This window comes from Gordonia sp. N1V (genome assembly GCF_029269935.1).
Classification (GTDB): domain Bacteria; phylum Actinomycetota; class Actinomycetes; order Mycobacteriales; family Mycobacteriaceae; genus Gordonia; species Gordonia polyisoprenivorans.
On the sequence record NZ_JARJDD010000002.1, the window covers coordinates 350,645 to 366,167 of the forward strand.

Annotated in this window: 21 protein-coding genes; 17 read left to right on the forward strand and 4 right to left on the reverse strand. The window is 64.5% G+C overall.

Going from position 1 to position 15,523, the window contains the following annotated elements; all coding sequences use genetic code 11:
- The first annotated feature begins 60 nt into the window (after positions 1–60).
- Both P3L18_RS04240 and P3L18_RS04245 read left to right on the forward strand, forming a co-directional pair.
- Positions 61–297 carry a hypothetical protein gene (locus P3L18_RS04240; protein ID WP_276113343.1) on the forward strand — a complete coding sequence of 79 codons (237 nt, stop codon included), beginning with the start codon at positions 61–63 and terminating at the stop codon, positions 295–297.
- Entirely contained in the window at positions 294–878 is a 585-nt protein-coding gene (locus P3L18_RS04245) for a DUF5565 family protein (RefSeq protein ID WP_276113344.1), read from the forward strand. Before P3L18_RS04240 ends, P3L18_RS04245 begins: the two co-directional genes overlap by 4 nt.
- Before the next feature lie 218 nt (positions 879–1,096).
- Here P3L18_RS04245 and P3L18_RS04250 read toward each other — a convergent pair whose 3' ends face one another.
- On the reverse strand, positions 1,097–2,695 hold the full coding sequence (locus P3L18_RS04250; protein ID WP_276113345.1) for a TROVE domain-containing protein: 1,599 nt from the start codon (positions 2,693–2,695) through the stop codon (positions 1,097–1,099).
- Between the two features lie 574 nt (positions 2,696–3,269).
- On the opposite strand from P3L18_RS04250, the gene P3L18_RS04255 reads away from it, so the two are divergent.
- The 4 genes from P3L18_RS04255 to P3L18_RS04270 all read left to right on the forward strand — a co-directional run bounded on the left by P3L18_RS04255 (position 3,270) and on the right by P3L18_RS04270 (position 4,772).
- Positions 3,270–3,491, forward strand: a complete 222-nt coding sequence (locus tag P3L18_RS04255; protein ID WP_276113346.1) for a hypothetical protein — start codon at positions 3,270–3,272, stop codon at positions 3,489–3,491.
- 341 nt (positions 3,492–3,832) lie between these two features.
- Positions 3,833–4,042 (forward strand): type II toxin-antitoxin system HicA family toxin, encoded by a 210-nt coding sequence (locus P3L18_RS04260; protein ID WP_276113347.1) that lies wholly within the window; start codon positions 3,833–3,835, stop codon positions 4,040–4,042.
- Positions 4,039–4,479: a HicB family toxin-antitoxin system gene (locus P3L18_RS04265; RefSeq protein WP_276113348.1), complete on the forward strand. Its 441-nt coding sequence runs from the start codon at positions 4,039–4,041 to the stop codon at positions 4,477–4,479. The genes P3L18_RS04260 and P3L18_RS04265 overlap by 4 nt, the downstream gene beginning before the upstream one ends.
- Positions 4,476–4,772 (forward strand): hypothetical protein, encoded by a 297-nt coding sequence (locus P3L18_RS04270; RefSeq protein WP_276113349.1) that lies wholly within the window; start codon positions 4,476–4,478, stop codon positions 4,770–4,772. Before P3L18_RS04265 ends, P3L18_RS04270 begins: the two co-directional genes overlap by 4 nt.
- Positions 4,773–4,776: 4 nt before the next feature.
- On the opposite strand, the gene P3L18_RS04275 is transcribed toward P3L18_RS04270, so the two are convergent.
- The 3 genes from P3L18_RS04275 to P3L18_RS04285 form a co-directional block, all read right to left on the reverse strand.
- Complete coding sequence (locus P3L18_RS04275) at positions 4,777–5,076, reverse strand: hypothetical protein (RefSeq protein WP_276113350.1); 300 nt, start codon at positions 5,074–5,076, stop codon at positions 4,777–4,779.
- Positions 5,077–5,215: 139 nt separating this feature from the next.
- On the reverse strand, positions 5,216–5,434 hold the full coding sequence (locus P3L18_RS04280) for a hypothetical protein (RefSeq protein WP_276113351.1): 219 nt from the start codon (positions 5,432–5,434) through the stop codon (positions 5,216–5,218).
- 846 nt (positions 5,435–6,280) lie between these two features.
- On the reverse strand, positions 6,281–7,192 hold the full coding sequence (locus P3L18_RS04285; protein WP_276113352.1) for a hypothetical protein: 912 nt from the start codon (positions 7,190–7,192) through the stop codon (positions 6,281–6,283).
- Positions 7,193–7,919: 727 nt separating this feature from the next.
- Here P3L18_RS04285 and P3L18_RS04290 point away from each other — a divergent pair.
- The 11 genes from P3L18_RS04290 (at position 7,920) to P3L18_RS04340 (ending at position 15,523) form a co-directional block, all read left to right on the forward strand.
- Positions 7,920–8,102 carry a hypothetical protein gene (locus tag P3L18_RS04290; RefSeq protein ID WP_276113353.1) on the forward strand — a complete coding sequence of 61 codons (183 nt, stop codon included), beginning with the start codon at positions 7,920–7,922 and terminating at the stop codon, positions 8,100–8,102.
- Positions 8,099–8,371, forward strand: a complete 273-nt coding sequence (locus tag P3L18_RS04295; RefSeq protein ID WP_276113354.1) for a hypothetical protein — start codon at positions 8,099–8,101, stop codon at positions 8,369–8,371. Before P3L18_RS04290 ends, P3L18_RS04295 begins: the two co-directional genes overlap by 4 nt.
- A 92-nt stretch (positions 8,372–8,463) precedes the next feature.
- A complete protein-coding gene (locus tag P3L18_RS04300; RefSeq protein WP_276113355.1) occupies positions 8,464–8,745 on the forward strand; it encodes a hypothetical protein in 282 nt (93 codons plus the stop codon).
- Positions 8,746–8,820: 75 nt separating this feature from the next.
- Complete coding sequence (locus tag P3L18_RS04305; RefSeq protein WP_276113356.1) at positions 8,821–9,291, forward strand: phage terminase small subunit P27 family; 471 nt, start codon at positions 8,821–8,823, stop codon at positions 9,289–9,291.
- 55 nt (positions 9,292–9,346) lie between these two features.
- Positions 9,347–9,577, forward strand: a complete 231-nt coding sequence (locus tag P3L18_RS04310; RefSeq protein WP_276113357.1) for a hypothetical protein — start codon at positions 9,347–9,349, stop codon at positions 9,575–9,577.
- 190 nt (positions 9,578–9,767) lie between these two features.
- Positions 9,768–10,310 carry a hypothetical protein gene (locus P3L18_RS04315; protein WP_276113358.1) on the forward strand — a complete coding sequence of 181 codons (543 nt, stop codon included), beginning with the start codon at positions 9,768–9,770 and terminating at the stop codon, positions 10,308–10,310.
- Positions 10,311–10,313: 3 nt separating this feature from the next.
- A complete protein-coding gene (locus P3L18_RS04320) occupies positions 10,314–10,622 on the forward strand; it encodes a hypothetical protein (protein WP_276113359.1) in 309 nt (102 codons plus the stop codon).
- Positions 10,623–10,683: 61 nt separating this feature from the next.
- Positions 10,684–12,390 carry a terminase TerL endonuclease subunit gene (locus tag P3L18_RS04325; RefSeq protein WP_276113360.1) on the forward strand — a complete coding sequence of 569 codons (1,707 nt, stop codon included), beginning with the start codon at positions 10,684–10,686 and terminating at the stop codon, positions 12,388–12,390.
- Positions 12,391–12,404: 14 nt separating this feature from the next.
- Positions 12,405–12,653 carry a hypothetical protein gene (locus P3L18_RS04330; RefSeq protein ID WP_276113361.1) on the forward strand — a complete coding sequence of 83 codons (249 nt, stop codon included), beginning with the start codon at positions 12,405–12,407 and terminating at the stop codon, positions 12,651–12,653.
- The gene (locus P3L18_RS04335) at positions 12,640–14,217 is read left to right on the forward strand and encodes a phage portal protein (protein ID WP_276113362.1); all 1,578 of its coding nucleotides are present in this window, start codon (positions 12,640–12,642) and stop codon (positions 14,215–14,217) included. Before P3L18_RS04330 ends, P3L18_RS04335 begins: the two co-directional genes overlap by 14 nt.
- Positions 14,204–15,523, forward strand: a complete 1,320-nt coding sequence (locus P3L18_RS04340; RefSeq protein WP_276113363.1) for a hypothetical protein — start codon at positions 14,204–14,206, stop codon at positions 15,521–15,523. The genes P3L18_RS04335 and P3L18_RS04340 overlap by 14 nt, the downstream gene beginning before the upstream one ends.

The following is a 15,523-nucleotide window of genomic DNA, read 5'->3' on the forward strand; positions in this document are numbered from 1 at the left end:
CGCTACCCCCGGACCGCTACGGCAGTCCGGGGGTCACCTCCCTTCAAGAAGGAAAAGCCAATGAGCGACCACTTGACTCGCGTGCGTGAACTACACGGCGAGTACCGACCCTCAATGGACGTAGACGTCTTGCGAAGCTGGGCGATTGACATAAACGAAGCGGTGTCCGCAATTCTCGGCAGCCTCGCAGATCTCGCTGAACCCGCTCGTGAATGCCGGGAGAGTTACGACGAAGAAGTGGTCGCCTTCGAGTTTGCCGAACGCGTCCTCAAGACGATCGGAGAGGAGATCCGATGAAGAAGATTCCGACCGTCTTTCTCCGTGACCCCGAGAATCACGCTCGCGTGATCCCCGAGGTCAATCCCGAGTGCCAGTGGGTGCTCGACGGTGAAGGCGTCGCCACGGTGAAGTGGGACGGCACCTGCACCATGCTTGACGCTGACGGCCGCTGGTGGGCTCGTCGTGAGGTGAAGCCAGGGAAGACGCCACCGGACAACTGGATTGCGGTCGACGCCGACGAGGTGACCGGCAAGCGCGTCGGCTGGGAGCCAGTCGAACAGTCGCCGTTCGCGAAGTTCCACTCCGAAGCATTGACGCACGTGTACAACGGATCTATTCGCGGGCGAACCTACGAACTAGTCGGCCCGAAGATCAACGGGAACCCGCGAAACACCCCTTGGCATCTACTCATCCCGCACGGCACCACCGAACTGCCTACATTCCCACGGACATTCGACGAGATGGCCGACGCGCTCACTCATCAGTGGGCGATCGACCACATGGAGGGCGTTGTGTGGTGGCACCCCGACGGCCGTCGCGCCAAGCTCAAAGCGAAGGATGTCATACCCATCGATCGCCAGCGGAAGGAGTCCGACTGATGGCACGCATGCGCTACGGCACACGGCCTTTGACGATCGCCGCGATCAGCTCGGTCGAGCAGCCAACGGCCGCCGCGAGTCGCGGGTAGGTCCACAGAACCGGATCGTCTTCGCGCAGAACACGAACGAGGCGGTTGCGGGACAGTCGATGCTGTTCCGCAACCGCCTCGGACTCTTGGCTCCGCAGATGGTGCTCTCGCGCCTGCTGAGCGCGGATGTCAGATGTCACCGCGCGCGAATCCCGACAGCAGTTGCGGCGTCGCCGAGTCGAAGCCGACGACGTCGAGCATTCCGGCGTCGCTCGGATCGGCGATCGAGAAGCCGGTCGACGTCATGCCGACGACCACCATCTTCGCGTTCGGATTCACCCCACGGCGGTACTGCGCCAGAGCCTGGTGTGGATGGACGTTGCCGGCCCAGGTCTCGTTGTCGGTGTAGACCGAGAACACGTCGACGAAGGTCTTCGTCTGCAACGCCCAGAGGACTGGCATCGCACAGTCGGTGCCACCGAACGGCAGCCCGGACGTCATGCGCAGGACGTCGTCGAGGCGCTGACGAGGACTGACCGGCAGCTCGATGAGCGCCGAACCGCTGGACCACCGCTGGCCGTTCTTCGACGTGAATCCGACCATCTGGTACTGCGATTCGGTCGCTGCGGTGACCAAGGCCAGCGCCGCCGATGCCTCGCGGCACGAGATCGGCATACCCGCGATGGGTGCGCCCATCGATCCGGAGATGTCGAGAGCGAGCAGGTGCGACTTGCCCGATGACTCGACCGCGCCGAACGCCGCGTAGAAGGCGGCGTCGAGTGCGTCGACGATCGGCCGCGACGGAGTCCACGAGCTACCGCCTCGAGCGGAGTAGCCAGACGCGTAGGTGCGCTGAGCCACCAGGACGTTGAGCGGATGCACCCGGCCACGAATGAGACGCTCGGGGTCGGAAAGCAACGCGGCAACCTCGGCCGTGCGGCCACCCATCGCCGGCAACAGTCCGAGTCGGGTCAGGCGCGGAAGCTGACGCATCAGCGCGGTCACCGGAATGCCGTTGTCGAGCAACGCCTCCCAGACCTTCGGATCGGCGAGCGACTCGTCGGGCAGCATCTCCCAGGAGAGCCCGTACTTCGCCACGAGCTTCGCGGCCTTGTGCGGCTTCGCCTGGACCTTCTCATAACCCTCGACGATGCGGGGCACGCTGTCGGTGCGGCCGTGGGTGATGTAGTCGAACAACCCGACTCGTGCAGCCTCGTCGGTGACCGGATGAGCGAGGCGCAGCAGGTCGCGATGCGACCAGCCCTCGCGCTGGCGGTACTTCACCGCCTGGTAGGCGAGCGAGTCGACGGACTTGCCGAGGTACCACTGACCGACGGCGCGGCGCAGTCCGCGTCCCCAGCCTCGGAACTGCTCGACGTAGGTCGCGAATAGGAACAGGTGCGTGCCGGTGCGCGCGACATCGGACAACGCGGCGAGTGCCAGGCGGCGGCCGTCATCATCACCGAGCGATGCCGCAGCGGCCAGCGCGAACAACGCCTGGTTGTTCTTCGGCGCCCGGCCGGCCTGTGAAATCGCGACGATCTCGCGAACGAGGGTCGCGGTGTCGGTGCGTGCGAAGTCGAGGACGACCTCGGCGTTCTCGCGAGTGAGCTCGCGGGCCGAGGTGTAGTAGGTGCCGCCGTCGGTGCCCAAGATCAGGAACCGACGAAGCCGCCGCACGGGCGTCACGGTGAACGTGAATCCGCCGGCGTTGTTCTTCGTCTGACGCGGGTCGGCCTGCTCGAGCTGGCTCGTGCGCTTGGTGCTGACGGTGGTGAGAATGTCCATCTCGGCTCCTGGGTGTTGGTGGCGCAGAACGAAGGTCGCGGGCGTGTTGTCACCAACCGGAAGGGATTCGAACCCTTGTAACCAATGCGAGTTAACCGACTGGAATCCGGCCCGCGACCTTCTTCTTCGACGTGGGAGGACGGGCATGGTGTGCCGACCGGGTTTAGGGCTCTATCCGTTGAGCTACACCCGAAGGTGCCGGGATTCGAACCCGGATCTCCCCGATTACGAAGCGGATAACCGATCAACTCCGGCCCGTCCTCGTCACGTCGTGAAGCTCTGCGAGAACGGGCGTGCTGTGCCGACCGGGTTTAGCCGCTCTGCCGATTGAGCTACATCCCGAAGGATGACGGGACTCGAACCCGCAACCTGCCCATTACAAGTGGTAACCGATCAACTCCGGCCCGTTCTCGATGCAGACAGTAACGCCTTACACCTCGGTTTGTCGCGTTTATAAAAGTGTCTAACAAGCAGGACGGCAAAATGTCTAATCGACTTGACGTTTGGCCCCGATGGGCATAGTGTCATTGATGTCGCCAACGACGAATTGAAAATTCCAGAGAGAAGGTACGAAATGTTCGGAACCGCGTTCATCGAGACCATTGAAGCCGCCGGTACGCCGGCCCTACTCAACGCCCTCGACACCGCAACCACCTGCCGGCTTCGTGCCGGCACCGACACCGAGCGCGACGAGTTCAGCAAGGCCATCTGGGCGTTGGAGCTCGAAATCCAGGGCCGCATGACCTTCGAGCAGCGCCTCGAGGTCGCAAAGGGTCGCGTATTCGGCATTGCCTAGTCCCACCAACACCGCCCCAGAACGGCCATCGGGGGCGGTGTTTCTATTTGACACACACAACCGAAGAATGGAACACGCAAAATGACACTCACCGTCACTGCAATTCTCAACGCCTCCTATGTCGACGTGCGAACGCGAGTTCGTCACATCGAAGTCAAGACGGTATCCATCCCAGCGCACACGCTGGCCGGCAACTGTGATCACAAGGAGTCCATCTGCCCCGAGTGCACGGACTCGTGGCGTTGTGACTACATCCTCGTTGAGGTACCCGAGGGATTTCCAACGAGCTAAAAACGTCTAACCCGCTTGACTAGAGACGTCTAACGGGTTAGACTATAGTCATGATCAGCGAGGCACCCACCAAGGCAATCATCAAGCGACTCAAGGCAGCCGGTTTCACACCGCGCAAGGCGCGTGGTTCACACACCATGTGGATCAGCCCGTCGGGCAACCAGCAGGTGTCCGTACCGGACGGCCACCGCACGGTGTCGCCCGGTGTGCATCGCCAGGTGAACAAGGCCATCGAGGCCGCGAAAGAGGAGGACGGATGACCAAGAAGACGCGCTACCGCGTCGACGTCTACCGAGATGGGCGCTGGTGGATGATCCGCGTACCCGCGCTCGACGGGCACGTGGACGCCGAAGGTGTGAAGCTCGCTGGCGAGGCGATCACACAGGCGCGGCGATACGCCGATATCGAGACCGAGGCTCGTGACTTCATCGCGCTCGTCGCCGACGTCGCGCCTTCGACGATCGAGCTCGACGTCCACCACGACTACGACGTCGACGGCGACAACATCGGCGAGATGGCGGCCGATGCCATCGCGCTCAAAGAGCGTGCGGCGGCGCTCGAGCAAGAGGCTCTACGGAAGCGCCGGCACATCGCCGGTGTGCTCTCCAAGAAGGGCGTTCCAGTGCGCGACATCGGCGAGATCCTCGGAGTCACCTATCAGCGGGCCGCGCAGTTGACCTCGGAAGCGGCGCGATGAATGCGGCCCTGGAGGCCAGTCTCGAATGGTTCGACATCTGGCAAGCCGCTGAACAGCGAAGCCGTCGCGCGAGCGACTGCTACGACATCGTCATGTGCGAGATTGGTCGCTACGCTTCGTCGCGAGATCCGAAGGTGCGCAACCTCGTCGATTTCACGGTCACCTCCAGCCGACGCAACGAGGCTGATGTGTACGAGACGAAGTACGCCGCGCACGAGTTCTTCGAGTTGCGGCGTGAACTCAAGCCGTCCCCGTGGGCGGTCCTTGGCCTCCAAACGGGGGCGGATCGATGACCGCTCACGAGTTCGACCTCGAGCTCGACACTTGGTCTGTCGGCTCCCAGTCATCGCCGAGGATCTCGGCGATGCGATCGACGAGATCGGGCGTCTCCGGTCGTCGGCCGTAGGCGACGTCGTCGCATTCGACTGCGAGATCGAGTAATCGCTGATCCGGTGGCGACCAGGCGGCGTCCGGCGATGCCATCTGCTCGGTGACCTGCTGGATGTGCATTCTGGCCCGGATGTCGCGGGCCGCCGCGCGGAGGACGTTGCGATCAGTCACCAACGCCTCACCATCGCGATAATCCGGATCGTCCATACGGCGAGGTAGTAATCGAGCACTACCGCAACGAACTCGCCGAGATCGACGGATCTGCCGGACCGCTTCACCCGGCGAAGGCGAATCTGCGTTCTTCGGTGACTCGCGATAGCCGTGGTTGCAATCTCGTCGAACATCGTCACGGCAGCGCGCATTCGTCGCGCTGTTCGTCCTGGTTGCCGCTGGCGATCAGGATGAGGCCGCTTGTGTCAGTGCCATCCGGTAGCGCGAACGTGTGGCCCGACATTCCCTCTGGCACGGTGGCTTCGTCGCCGGCACCGCCATTGGCCGACCACGCTATGGTCTGTGGTCCATCTACCTGCACCCACAACTGACTACCGGTCAGTGTGTAGATCACCGGACTGCACTGTGCCGGTGCACCGCCGTTGTATGGCACACCCAGTGCATAGGGTCGTGTGTCGGTAGTCGTGGGCGGCGCGTGGTGTGTAGTCGTGGGCGCGGCAACGTGTGTGGTGGTAGGCGACGGTGCGGCGTGTGCAGCGCTACTGCTGGTTGTGGGTGCATTGCTGCGAGTAGACGGTGCACTACTGGTAGTCGTGGGTGGGTTGCTGGTAGTTGAGGTGGGCGTTGTGGTGGCGTGTGTTGCGGTGTTCGTGTGGTCCTTGTCGTGTGCGCCGAGGATGCCTGCGCCTACGAGCAGCGCTACCACCACGACACCAGCGCTACCGGCTATGACCTTGGTACGCCTCGTCATTGGTATGTCCCTTCGATGGTCGTTGTTGGTGCGGAGTGATCGTAGTGCTCGATCGATCGGGTTGTGGTCGCCTTGGCCAAGGGTCGACCTCGGCCGGTGCCCGGTGACCGGTCGGTGTCCGACCGGTCGGTGTGCCGGTAGTGGTCGGCGTGGAGGTGACCGGTCGGTGTCCGACCGGTCGGTGTCCGGTGTGGTGGTGACCGGTCGGTGGGTGACCGGGGTGCGGTAGTGACCGGTCGGTGTCCTGCTGACCGGTGTTCCGGGGCATTGACTGACCGGTCGGTGTCCCTGACCGGTCAGCGGCCACGTAGGGACCAGTGGCGGTGGTCCTGGCATGGGCGGCGTCGGCGGTGGGTGGACGATGGCGACGGTCACCGCCCGGCGATGGGGGTAGGGGGTGGCTGCAATCCCTACGGCGGCCTCGCAGCGACCGTTCCGCCGCCCTTTTGTGCACCGCTGGTGGTTTTCGCCGATATGTCGAATCGGACATCACGCGTTGGAGATCTGAAGGCGCACGGTGACTTTACGTCCGTGAAGACGACCTGACGCCTCGTAGGCGCCCGCGTCGAAGTCGACTTCGTCGACCGAGCGCAGCTCAAAATCGGCGAGGTGTCGAATTTCAGACTCGACCCACGCGGGCATCCCGGTCTCGGAGTTTGGCCGGCGCGTGGTCGGCGGAAGCACGGGCTGGGGTGCGGCCGGCGCGCGGGTAGGGAGGTCCTCCCAGAATGTGAGTTCATACCCATCGAACGTCGACCTGATCAGACCCATCTTGGAGAGCGTCTCGAGCGCATAGGGGACATGCTCGCGAAGCTCGCTTCGCAGCCGCGCGCGAATATCCTCGGCGGACACCTGCGCGTCACGGTACTTGACGACCTGGCGAATGATCCCACGCATCACGCGGGGCAGCAGTTTGTCGTCGGGTGGCTCGGCGGGTGGAGTCGGTGGCGGTGGGGCGACCTGGTTGGAATCGAAGCGGAATGTCAGCGCGTATCGACCACTACTCACCTCCTCCACGAGACCCTCTCCCTTGAGGATGGTCATGACGTCCGGCACGTAGTGGCGCACATCAGAACGTAGCGTGCCGCGAATCGTTGCTCCAGAAGCCTTCCCTCCATGTCTGATCAGAGTGCGAAGAACAGCTCGAGTCACTTGTACGCGGGGTGGCGTGATATCTGGTTGCGGCTTGTATCCGGGCTTCTCGCGGAGCTTCGGAACGTATTTGTCGTTGATTTTGACGACGACGCCGAGGTCGATCAGGACGTTGAGAGCGGATGGCACATCGTCTCTGTGGTCGGATCTCGTTGCCCGACGTAGCTCGCCTATCGTGATACCACGCTCGCCGGATAGCAGGATCTGGCGTGCGACTCGGCGCACTTCGCGCTGACGTTGGTCGATCATGGATGCTCCTCGATGTTGTTGGCTCGGCCATATTCCCTCCGCCTCGTCCTAAAGTCCAGCAGAGTCCAAAATGCCGGTCAGCAGGTCAGGCGGCATAACACGAGGCGGCTCGTACTATCTTCGACCAGACCCCGAGGGGCGCGACGAATACCTGCAGTTCGGCGCGTTGCCGCTAGCTTCGCGCGACGGAGGACGTCACGTCCCGGCGGTCAGATTTCTTGGACGGCCGGGACTTTCATTTTGGGGACGGAGGGAACGGTTTCTAGTGCGATAGAAAAATAAGAAGAGATTCCCCGTTGTAGAAGTATGTTTGTAATGCATATATAAGGGGAGCCTAACAATTTTTCGTACCTACGTCCTTGGGCAATCCATGGACTGGACCTTTAGTCCGTCGATTTTTTGCGGGGCGGCTGGGGACTCGCGCGAGGAGTCCCGTGTTTTCGCCGGGTTGTTCCACGGCCCGCCTCGCCGACGTTACCCGCGCCACAATCTGCGATTCACGCCGAGAATGCGGTGCACAGCGCTTGATTTCATCGGACACTCAGATCGTCTACGGTGGGCGGTCCTGTAGGCGAAACCTCAAAGTGTTCGATCGGCAACTACCCGCCCGCTAGCAGCCGGTCGACAGACGTCCTCGCCCCGGTGACCAGACGCGCGCTCGGCCTCGCACGGTGACCGAGCAGCAGCGCGGCACCGGGGCGGGTGACGGACCACCGAAGGGCGCGCAGTGGGCAAGAAGAAGTCCGACGAGGCTACGAAAGACCTCGCCGCCAACCTGTCTCGGCTCCCGCACCCATCCGGTAAGACGCTCCGCCTCGTCAACTACGAAGGTCCCGGCGCCGATCGGCTCCGGCTCGACCTCGCCGAGGCCATCATGGCGTTCCTGCGAGACCGTGGATACGCGAAGTGACCGTCGATGCCGCTCGCGCCGCCGCAGCCGCACACCTTGGCGTCACGGGGGACAGCGGCGGTTCCTACGCCGACAAGTCGGGGATCGATTCACGGGTCACCACCCCGGCCCAGCGCGAGTACGTCATCGCGGTCGCACTCAAACTCCTGCAACGCGGCGGCGTGAAAGCCACCGTGCAGACCAACGGCTCGAAGATGGTCGTGACCATCCATCGGCCGTGGCTCAAGAAGGCCAAGCGCCAGAAGAACGGCGGAAGGTACCGAGCGTAGTGCCACGCAAGCCGCCCAGGCCGTGTTCCCGGTGCGGAGCGCCCGTCAGGCGCGGCGGATTGTGCGAGCGGCACCTCGCCGACCACCACCGCATGACCGACGCGCACCGTGGCACTGCGCACGAACGCGGGTACACCTCCGATGGCCACCGCAGCTTCCGCGACGAAGTCCTCTGGCGAGATCGGTTCACCTGCTGCATGTGCGGCCGCGCCGCCGACGTCGCCGACCACTACCCGCGCTCGCGCAAGGAACTCATCGCGGCCGGGGAGAACCCCGACGACCCCGCCTTCGGCCGCGCGCTGTGCACGACGTGCCATAACCGGCACACCGGACATACCGAGGGTCGAGACAACCTGCGTCGAGATCGTCACTGACGCGGTAATCGGCACTTTCAGCCCACTTCTGGCCCCTTTTGGGCCGAAATCGACCACTTTCGAAGGAGGTTCGCCATGGGCAGACGCGGACCCGCACAGAAGCCGACGCACCTGAAAATCCTCGACGGTGCGCCCGAGGCCGAGATCAATCGCAACGAACCGACGCCGACCGAGTCGTCGCTGACCGAATTGCTTACCCCGCCGGTACCGATGACGGCCGCCGCGAAGAAGTTCTGGAACCGACTCGTACCCGACCTCGTCGACAAGGGCGTCATGACGGCCTGGGATCAGGACCAGTTCGTGCTGCTCTGCGAAACCCTGGCCATCTGGCACAGCTGCCGCAAGAAGCTCGGCCGCGAATACACCGCACGCGGCGCCGCCGGCGGCGTCATCAAGTCGCCGTACTGGCAGATCATGCGCGACGCACAGACCACCATCACTCAGATCTCCGCCCGCTACGGCCTGACGCCGTCCGACCGCGCCGCGCTGGTCATCAAGGATGCCGATCAGGCGCCCCAGAAGGGCTCAGAAAGGCTCCTCTCGTGATTCACGCACTCCTCGCCCTGCTCGATCCGTTCCGAGTCCTCGCGGCGGTGATCGCATGAAGCCCTCGGTCGGTCGCATCGTTCACTACACCGCCGAAGACGGAGAGCCTATCGCGGCCATCATCACGATGGTCGACCCAGCGGGCTCGGACGATGTCACCCTGACTGCGTTTCCGCCTGGGGTGATGCCCGGACCGATCCTGGACGGTGACAGCTCCGCGCCGGCGGCCATTCCGTACGCCGAGGCGCCCACGCCGGGGCACTGGTCGTGGCCTCCGCGCGTCTGAACTTCCTTCTCGACCTGCCGTTCGACCTCCTCGCGTTCCCCGCGTGGTTCGGCCGGCGGCGAGAGGCTCGGCGCAACCGCGAGGCTGCCGCCGACAGTGCTCGGCGCGCAGACATAGCTGCCGAGCTCGCAAGCGGCGGGGGAGCGTTCGCGCATCCTCATCCGCTACGTCACTACAGGGAGGGCGGCCGGTGACCAGTCACCGAGACATCGACCGATTCCTGGCCATCCACGGAGTCGACAACACCTCCGCGCCAGTGCCTTTCGCGCTGGCGTTCATCCTCACGATCCTCGGACGGATTCTGACCACACAGGAGAGCATCATGACCACCCAGGACCAGATCAACGCCGACGTTGCCACCCTGACGTCCGCGCTCAGCGAGTTCAACTCTGGTATCTCGGAGCTGCAGACCGAGATCACCAGCCTCAAGGCGGCGAACCCCGACGTCGACACCACCAGTCTCGACGACGTCGCCACCAAGCTGAAGGCGGCGGCCGACGCCATCGCCCCGGCGACCACGACCACCGCACCGGCCACCGGCGGCACAACCTCGTCCGCGACCGACTCGACCGGATCGACCGGCGTATCCGACGGCTCTGCCTCGGCGACCACGACCGGCGACTCGACTGCGACCACTGGCGCCGACGCCGGTGCGGCCTCATCCACCCCGTCGACCGACACCACCGCAACGATTCCGGACACCACCGGGATCGCCGCCGCACAGGAGGGCTGAACCATGGCAGACAAGACTCCCGCCGAAGCGGTTGCCGGTTTCCGCGCGGCCGTCGCACGCCTCAAGGCCGCCGCACCCGGCCTCAAGCACGCCATCACCTCCATCGAGGCGGCGTTCGAGGACTTGTCGCAGCACATCCAGGGCGTCGTCGACGACGTCGAGGACGGTGCGACCCCGCCGCAGACTGCCTCCGACGCGGCCTCAGCCGCGCCGGTCGTCGTGTCTGACGCCAAGTCGGCGGTCGCTGACGCCAAGTCGGCAACGACCGCCGTCACCTCCGCCCTCACCGGAAACGACACGTCGAGCAAGTAGCTCGACGCGACGCCGACCCTGTCCCGCTTCCTCGGGCAGGGTCGGCGTTTTTCGTGTCGCCATGCCCGCCACCGAACCCTGCGGATTCACCTACACCGATCCGAATCCACTCCTCTGCCATCGCTGTGACGAGGTCGGCGACCACTTCTGCCGCGCCCGCGCAGACCACGCGCAGGCATTCTTCGAAGAGCTTCTCCTCCACACCAAGGGCGCCTTCTATCGCAAGCCCTTCGTCCTGACCGACTGGCAACGGGACGACATCGTGCGGCCACTGTTCGGCGAAACGGTGTGGTCCGAGGAGTTCGGCTGGTACAAGCGGCGTTACGAGGTCGCCTGGATCGAGATCGCCCGGAAGAACGGGAAGTCGGAGCTCCTCGCCGGCATCATGCTCTACCTGCTGGTCGCCGACGGCGAACGGTCGGCCGAACTCTACGGCGTGGCGAAGAACCGCGACCAGGCGGCACTGGTCTTTGACGTCGCCGCGCAGATGGTGATCCTGAATCCAGTCCTGGCCAAGCGGCTCAACATCATTGGGTCGAAGCGCCGCATCGTCGACAAGAAGACCAACAGCTTCTATCGGGTCATCGCCGCCGACGCCGGCGGCGCGCTCGGTAGCAACCCGCACGGAGTCGGCGCCGACGAGATCCTGGCATGGCCCAACGGCGACGTCTGGGACGCCATGCGTACCGGCATGGGATCCGGTGCGCGTCGGCAGGCACTCATGGTCGCCGCGACCACCGCAGGCAACAATTCCGAAGGCTTCGCCGGCCAGATGCACCGCGACATGGAGGCAGTGCTGACCGATCCCGACGCCGAGAGCAATCGCCACATCTTCGTGTTCATGCGGAACACCCCGATGGACGCCGACCCCTGGGACGAGTCGAACTGGGAGTACGCGAACCCCGCGCTCGCGTCCGGCTTTTTGTCCTGGGAGGGTATGCGCAAGCAGGCGTCCGACGCCAAGCGTAATCCGGTCCAGGAGAACTCGTTCCGCCAGTTCAAGCTCAATCAGTGGGTCTCGCAGAGCGTCCGCTGGATGCCGATGCACGACTTCGACGCCGAATCCAACCGGGGCGAGGTCTACGCCACCGCCCAAGAGGCTCGCGCCGCGTTCAACGGCCGCGAAGCGTGGTTCGGACTCGACCTGGCCGCCCGCCAGGACCTCTGTGCATGGGCGCTACTGTTTCCCGACGATGACGGCAACCTCGATCTGCTCTGGCGGTTCTGGATGCCCGAGGCCGGCTACGAGCGGTTCAATCAGCAGCACAACGGCCGACTCAATCAGTGGGTTCGAGACGGCTGGCTCACCGTGACCGACGGCGACGTCCTCGACTTCGATCGGTTCTACGACGACGTCGAGGCCGACGCACTCAGATACACGATCCTCGGCGGAGATTGCGACAAGTTCGCGATCGATCCGGTTGTGCAGGAACTACTTCGGCGCACCAACCTCGATGACGACGCCATCTTCGCCTACAACAACACCTATTCCCACATGTCGAACGGTATGGGGGAGACGCTGAACGCGGTGAAGCGCAACGGATATCGCTGGCACGGCAACCCGGTTGCCCGATTCTGCTTTGAGGGCTGCGAGGCGGTCATCAGCCGCGACGATCCCGACCTCGTCAAGCCAGGCAAGGTCAAGCGGCAGGAGTCGTCCCGCCGAATCGACGGCGTCGCGGCGGCCGTGATGGCGATGAACGCCTACCTCACTCGCGGTGACGGCGCGCGCTCCATCTACGAGGAACGCGATCTCATCATTCTCTGACGGGAGGTGTCTTCGTGGCATGGTTCCGGCGTCCTGATGTCCTGCGCGACAAAGTCCTCGACAAGTTCGTGGTCACGTTGGTCAACGGCGAGGTAATCGCCGGGCTACTGCGGGAGTACGACGACTCGCGGCTGGTATTCGTCGATGTCCGTGTGGTGCGCGGACACGATGCGGTGCCGGCCGAAGGCGTGCTCTACATCGACCGCGCCCGAGTCTCCTACATGCAGGCTGTCGCCGAGGTTTCCGTCAATGCTGTTGTCTAACGGCGTCATCGCCAACACCGGCGCCGACGTCGCGGTGCCGCAATCGCTGGCCGAGTTCTCGCCGCAGCTCGAGCGAGGCTGGTACTACCCGCAGTCGATGGGCGTCGAGCTCGAGTCGGGTTGGGCGTTCTACCACTCGCTCTACCGCTATCAGCCATGGGTGCGGACGGTCGTCGACAAGGTGGCGAATGCTGTTGCGCGACTGTCGATCAACGTCTGGGAGATCGACAATTCCAGCGGCAAGGAGACACGCACCCTCGACCCGGTCGGCCCGTACGCGCGGCTAATCTCGTCACCGTCAACGAAGTTGTCGCCGTATAACTTCTGGCTGTGGCTGACCTCCACGTTCGAGATCTACGGGGAAGCCTTCCTGCTCAAGGTCCGTGACGCCAACGGACGGCCGACCGAACTGCTGCCCATGCATCCCTCGAGGGTGGCGATTACTCGAGATCCCGACACCGGGAAGGTCTGGTACATCTGGACCGGCCGCGCCGACACCGGCGGCGTGGGCATTATGGCGTTCCCCGAGGACGACGTCATACCCTTCCGCCTCTACAGCCCACTCGGCGAGGAGCGCGGCCTCTCTCGGCTGGATTCGTTGCGCTCCACGCTGTTCAGCGAAGACGCGTCTCGCACCGCCACCGCCGCGATGTGGCGCAACGCGGGAATGCCGAACTTCATGGTGTCCTCGCCCAAGCCGGTGAAGAAGGACGTCCTCGATCGCCTCAAGGCACAGTTCGATTCGCTTCACGCCGGGGCCCGCAACGCCGGCAAGACCGCGATCCTCGAAGACGGAATGAGCGTCACGCAGCTGCAGCTGACAGCCGTCGAGATGCAGTTCATTCAGTCTCGCCAGATCAACCGCGAAGAGGTCTGTGGCGTCTATGACGTCGCGCCGCCCATCGTCCAGATCCTCGACCGCGCAACGTTCTCGAACATCACCGCCCAGATGCGTGCGTTCTACCGCGACACCATGGCTCCCCGCCTCGAGCTGATCGAGTCCGTGCTCGACCATCACCTCGGCGACGAGTTCAACCTCAACAAGCGCGCGACGTTCGCCGTCTCCGACGTGCTGCGCGGCGACTACGAGACCCGAGCCAACGCCGTTGCCCAGCTGGTGCAGGTCGGCGTCATGTCCCCGGCGGAAGGTCGCGAACTCATGGAACTCGGCGACGCCGGACCGGTGGCAGACAAGCTCTACGCCAACAGCGCGATTCAGCCGCTCGGCGCACCGCCCATCAAGGAGACCGAGGCACTCACCGGCGTTGTCGGAAACGACCCCTTCGGTGTGGCCGGCGCGGTCACTCAGGTTCCGTCGCCGGCCGGCGGTGCGCCCATCGCGGTGCCCAAACCAGCCGCACCGAAGCCTGACCTTGTGCCGACGAATCCTCCACCGCCACAGGCGCAGAAGTACGTGCGTGCAGTGAAGGGTGCCGTCGGTCGCGGCGAGGAGATCCGCGAGTTCGCCATGAAGCTCGCCGCGAAGTATCCCGACGACCTCGACGACATCCTGCAGGCGGTGCACATCGCCATCGAGGAGAGGAGCACCCATGCAGATCACTAAGGCACTGGCCACGATTGAGGGCACCGACGACACCGGATCGGGCACTTTCGATGCCATCCTGAGCGCGCCGACCCTCGACCGCGACGGCGACACCTTCGCCACCTCGGAGTGGAAGACTCCGCTGCCCGACCACATCACCATCGACATCGATCACGGCATGAAGGTCGCATCGACGGTCGGCTCGGCGCAGCCATTCATCGACGACGACGGAAACCTGCGCATCAAGGGCTCTTTCGCGTCGACCGACCTCGGCCAGCAGGTGCGCACCCTGGTCAACGAGGGGCACATCCGCACGATGTCGGTGGCCGCGTTGGAATCTCGAACCAAGTCGGCCGACGGCGACGACGAGGTGTCTCGCGAACTTCTCAACGGCGCCTTCGTCGCCGTACCGAGCAACCGCGAGGCCGTCATCCTTTCCAGCAAGGCACTCGACGTCATCGAAAAGGCCACGGCCGCCGCCCAAGAGGACGACGCCGACCCCGCGCCGGGCACCCCCAAGCATGACGACATGGTGCAGGCCGTCCACGACGCCTCCGTCGCGCTTGGAGCCGATTGTGTTGTGCCGGGCGACGATGCGGGCGACGGGGCATCCGAGGGTGCGAACAAGTCCTGGGAGCCCGAGGTCACTGTCGCCCATAAGGCGGCCGGCGAGACCGTCCACCAGACCATCGACTTCAAGACCAAGGCTGAGTACGCCAACTGGATTCGCGGCGCATTCTCCATCGCGGCCCGAGAGGGGCTCGCTGACGTCGCCGTCGTCAAGAGCAAGGCGATCAGCGGATCGATCGACGATATGACTCAGCGCATCTCCGACGCGGTGCGCGCACTCGCTCCCGGGGCGAACGAATACGCCTACGTCCGAACCCTTTTCCTCGACACCGCAACATCGGGGACCGTCGTTTACGACCTCGAGGACAACACCGGCTGTCAGACGCTGTCCCGGCCCTTCTCCTTCGACGGCACGAGTGCAACGCTCGGCGAGACCGCGACTCCGGTCGAGATGGTCACCAGCGTGCAGCCGGTGAACGACACCAAGAGCTTCGAGGATCGGCTCGACGCCGTCCTCAAGACACCCGACGCCGATCCCGGCGCCGGAACTCGCGACGAATCGACGCCCGATGCGGCTGCCGACGACTCCGCCGCGTCCGACTCCGCCCCGCCAGCAGGCCGCGCGGACGACGACCCCGCCGAGCCTGACGTGACCGAGTCCGCCGACGACGACCTCGCGGCCAAGAGCCTGGCGCGGGCTCGCCTTCTGGCGATCGAGCTCCAGGTCAACTCAACGATCAGCACCCAGGAGGTGTAG

Excerpts from the sequence above, each read along its gene's own strand:
- P3L18_RS04240 (WP_276113343.1), top strand. The coding sequence starts at position 61 with ATGAGCGACCACTTGACTCGCGTGCGTGAACTACACGGCGAGTACCGA.
- P3L18_RS04285 (WP_276113352.1), bottom strand. The coding sequence starts at position 7,192 with ATGATCGACCAACGTCAGCGCGAAGTGCGCCGAGTCGCACGCCAGATC.
- P3L18_RS04265 (WP_276113348.1), top strand. The coding sequence starts at position 4,039 with ATGACCAAGAAGACGCGCTACCGCGTCGACGTCTACCGAGATGGGCGC.
- P3L18_RS04275 (WP_276113350.1), bottom strand. The coding sequence starts at position 5,076 with ATGGACGATCCGGATTATCGCGATGGTGAGGCGTTGGTGACTGATCGC.
- P3L18_RS04250 (WP_276113345.1), bottom strand. The coding sequence starts at position 2,695 with ATGGACATTCTCACCACCGTCAGCACCAAGCGCACGAGCCAGCTCGAG.
- P3L18_RS04255 (WP_276113346.1), top strand. The coding sequence starts at position 3,270 with ATGTTCGGAACCGCGTTCATCGAGACCATTGAAGCCGCCGGTACGCCG.
- P3L18_RS04245 (WP_276113344.1), top strand. The coding sequence starts at position 294 with ATGAAGAAGATTCCGACCGTCTTTCTCCGTGACCCCGAGAATCACGCT.
- P3L18_RS04260 (WP_276113347.1), top strand. The coding sequence starts at position 3,833 with ATGATCAGCGAGGCACCCACCAAGGCAATCATCAAGCGACTCAAGGCA.
- P3L18_RS04325 (WP_276113360.1), top strand. The coding sequence starts at position 10,684 with ATGCCCGCCACCGAACCCTGCGGATTCACCTACACCGATCCGAATCCA.
- P3L18_RS04340 (WP_276113363.1), top strand. The coding sequence starts at position 14,204 with ATGCAGATCACTAAGGCACTGGCCACGATTGAGGGCACCGACGACACC.
- P3L18_RS04300 (WP_276113355.1), top strand. The coding sequence starts at position 8,464 with ATGACCGACGCGCACCGTGGCACTGCGCACGAACGCGGGTACACCTCC.
- P3L18_RS04335 (WP_276113362.1), top strand. The coding sequence starts at position 12,640 with ATGCTGTTGTCTAACGGCGTCATCGCCAACACCGGCGCCGACGTCGCG.
- P3L18_RS04310 (WP_276113357.1), top strand. The coding sequence starts at position 9,347 with ATGAAGCCCTCGGTCGGTCGCATCGTTCACTACACCGCCGAAGACGGA.
- P3L18_RS04270 (WP_276113349.1), top strand. The coding sequence starts at position 4,476 with ATGAATGCGGCCCTGGAGGCCAGTCTCGAATGGTTCGACATCTGGCAA.
- P3L18_RS04305 (WP_276113356.1), top strand. The coding sequence starts at position 8,821 with ATGGGCAGACGCGGACCCGCACAGAAGCCGACGCACCTGAAAATCCTC.
- P3L18_RS04320 (WP_276113359.1), top strand. The coding sequence starts at position 10,314 with ATGGCAGACAAGACTCCCGCCGAAGCGGTTGCCGGTTTCCGCGCGGCC.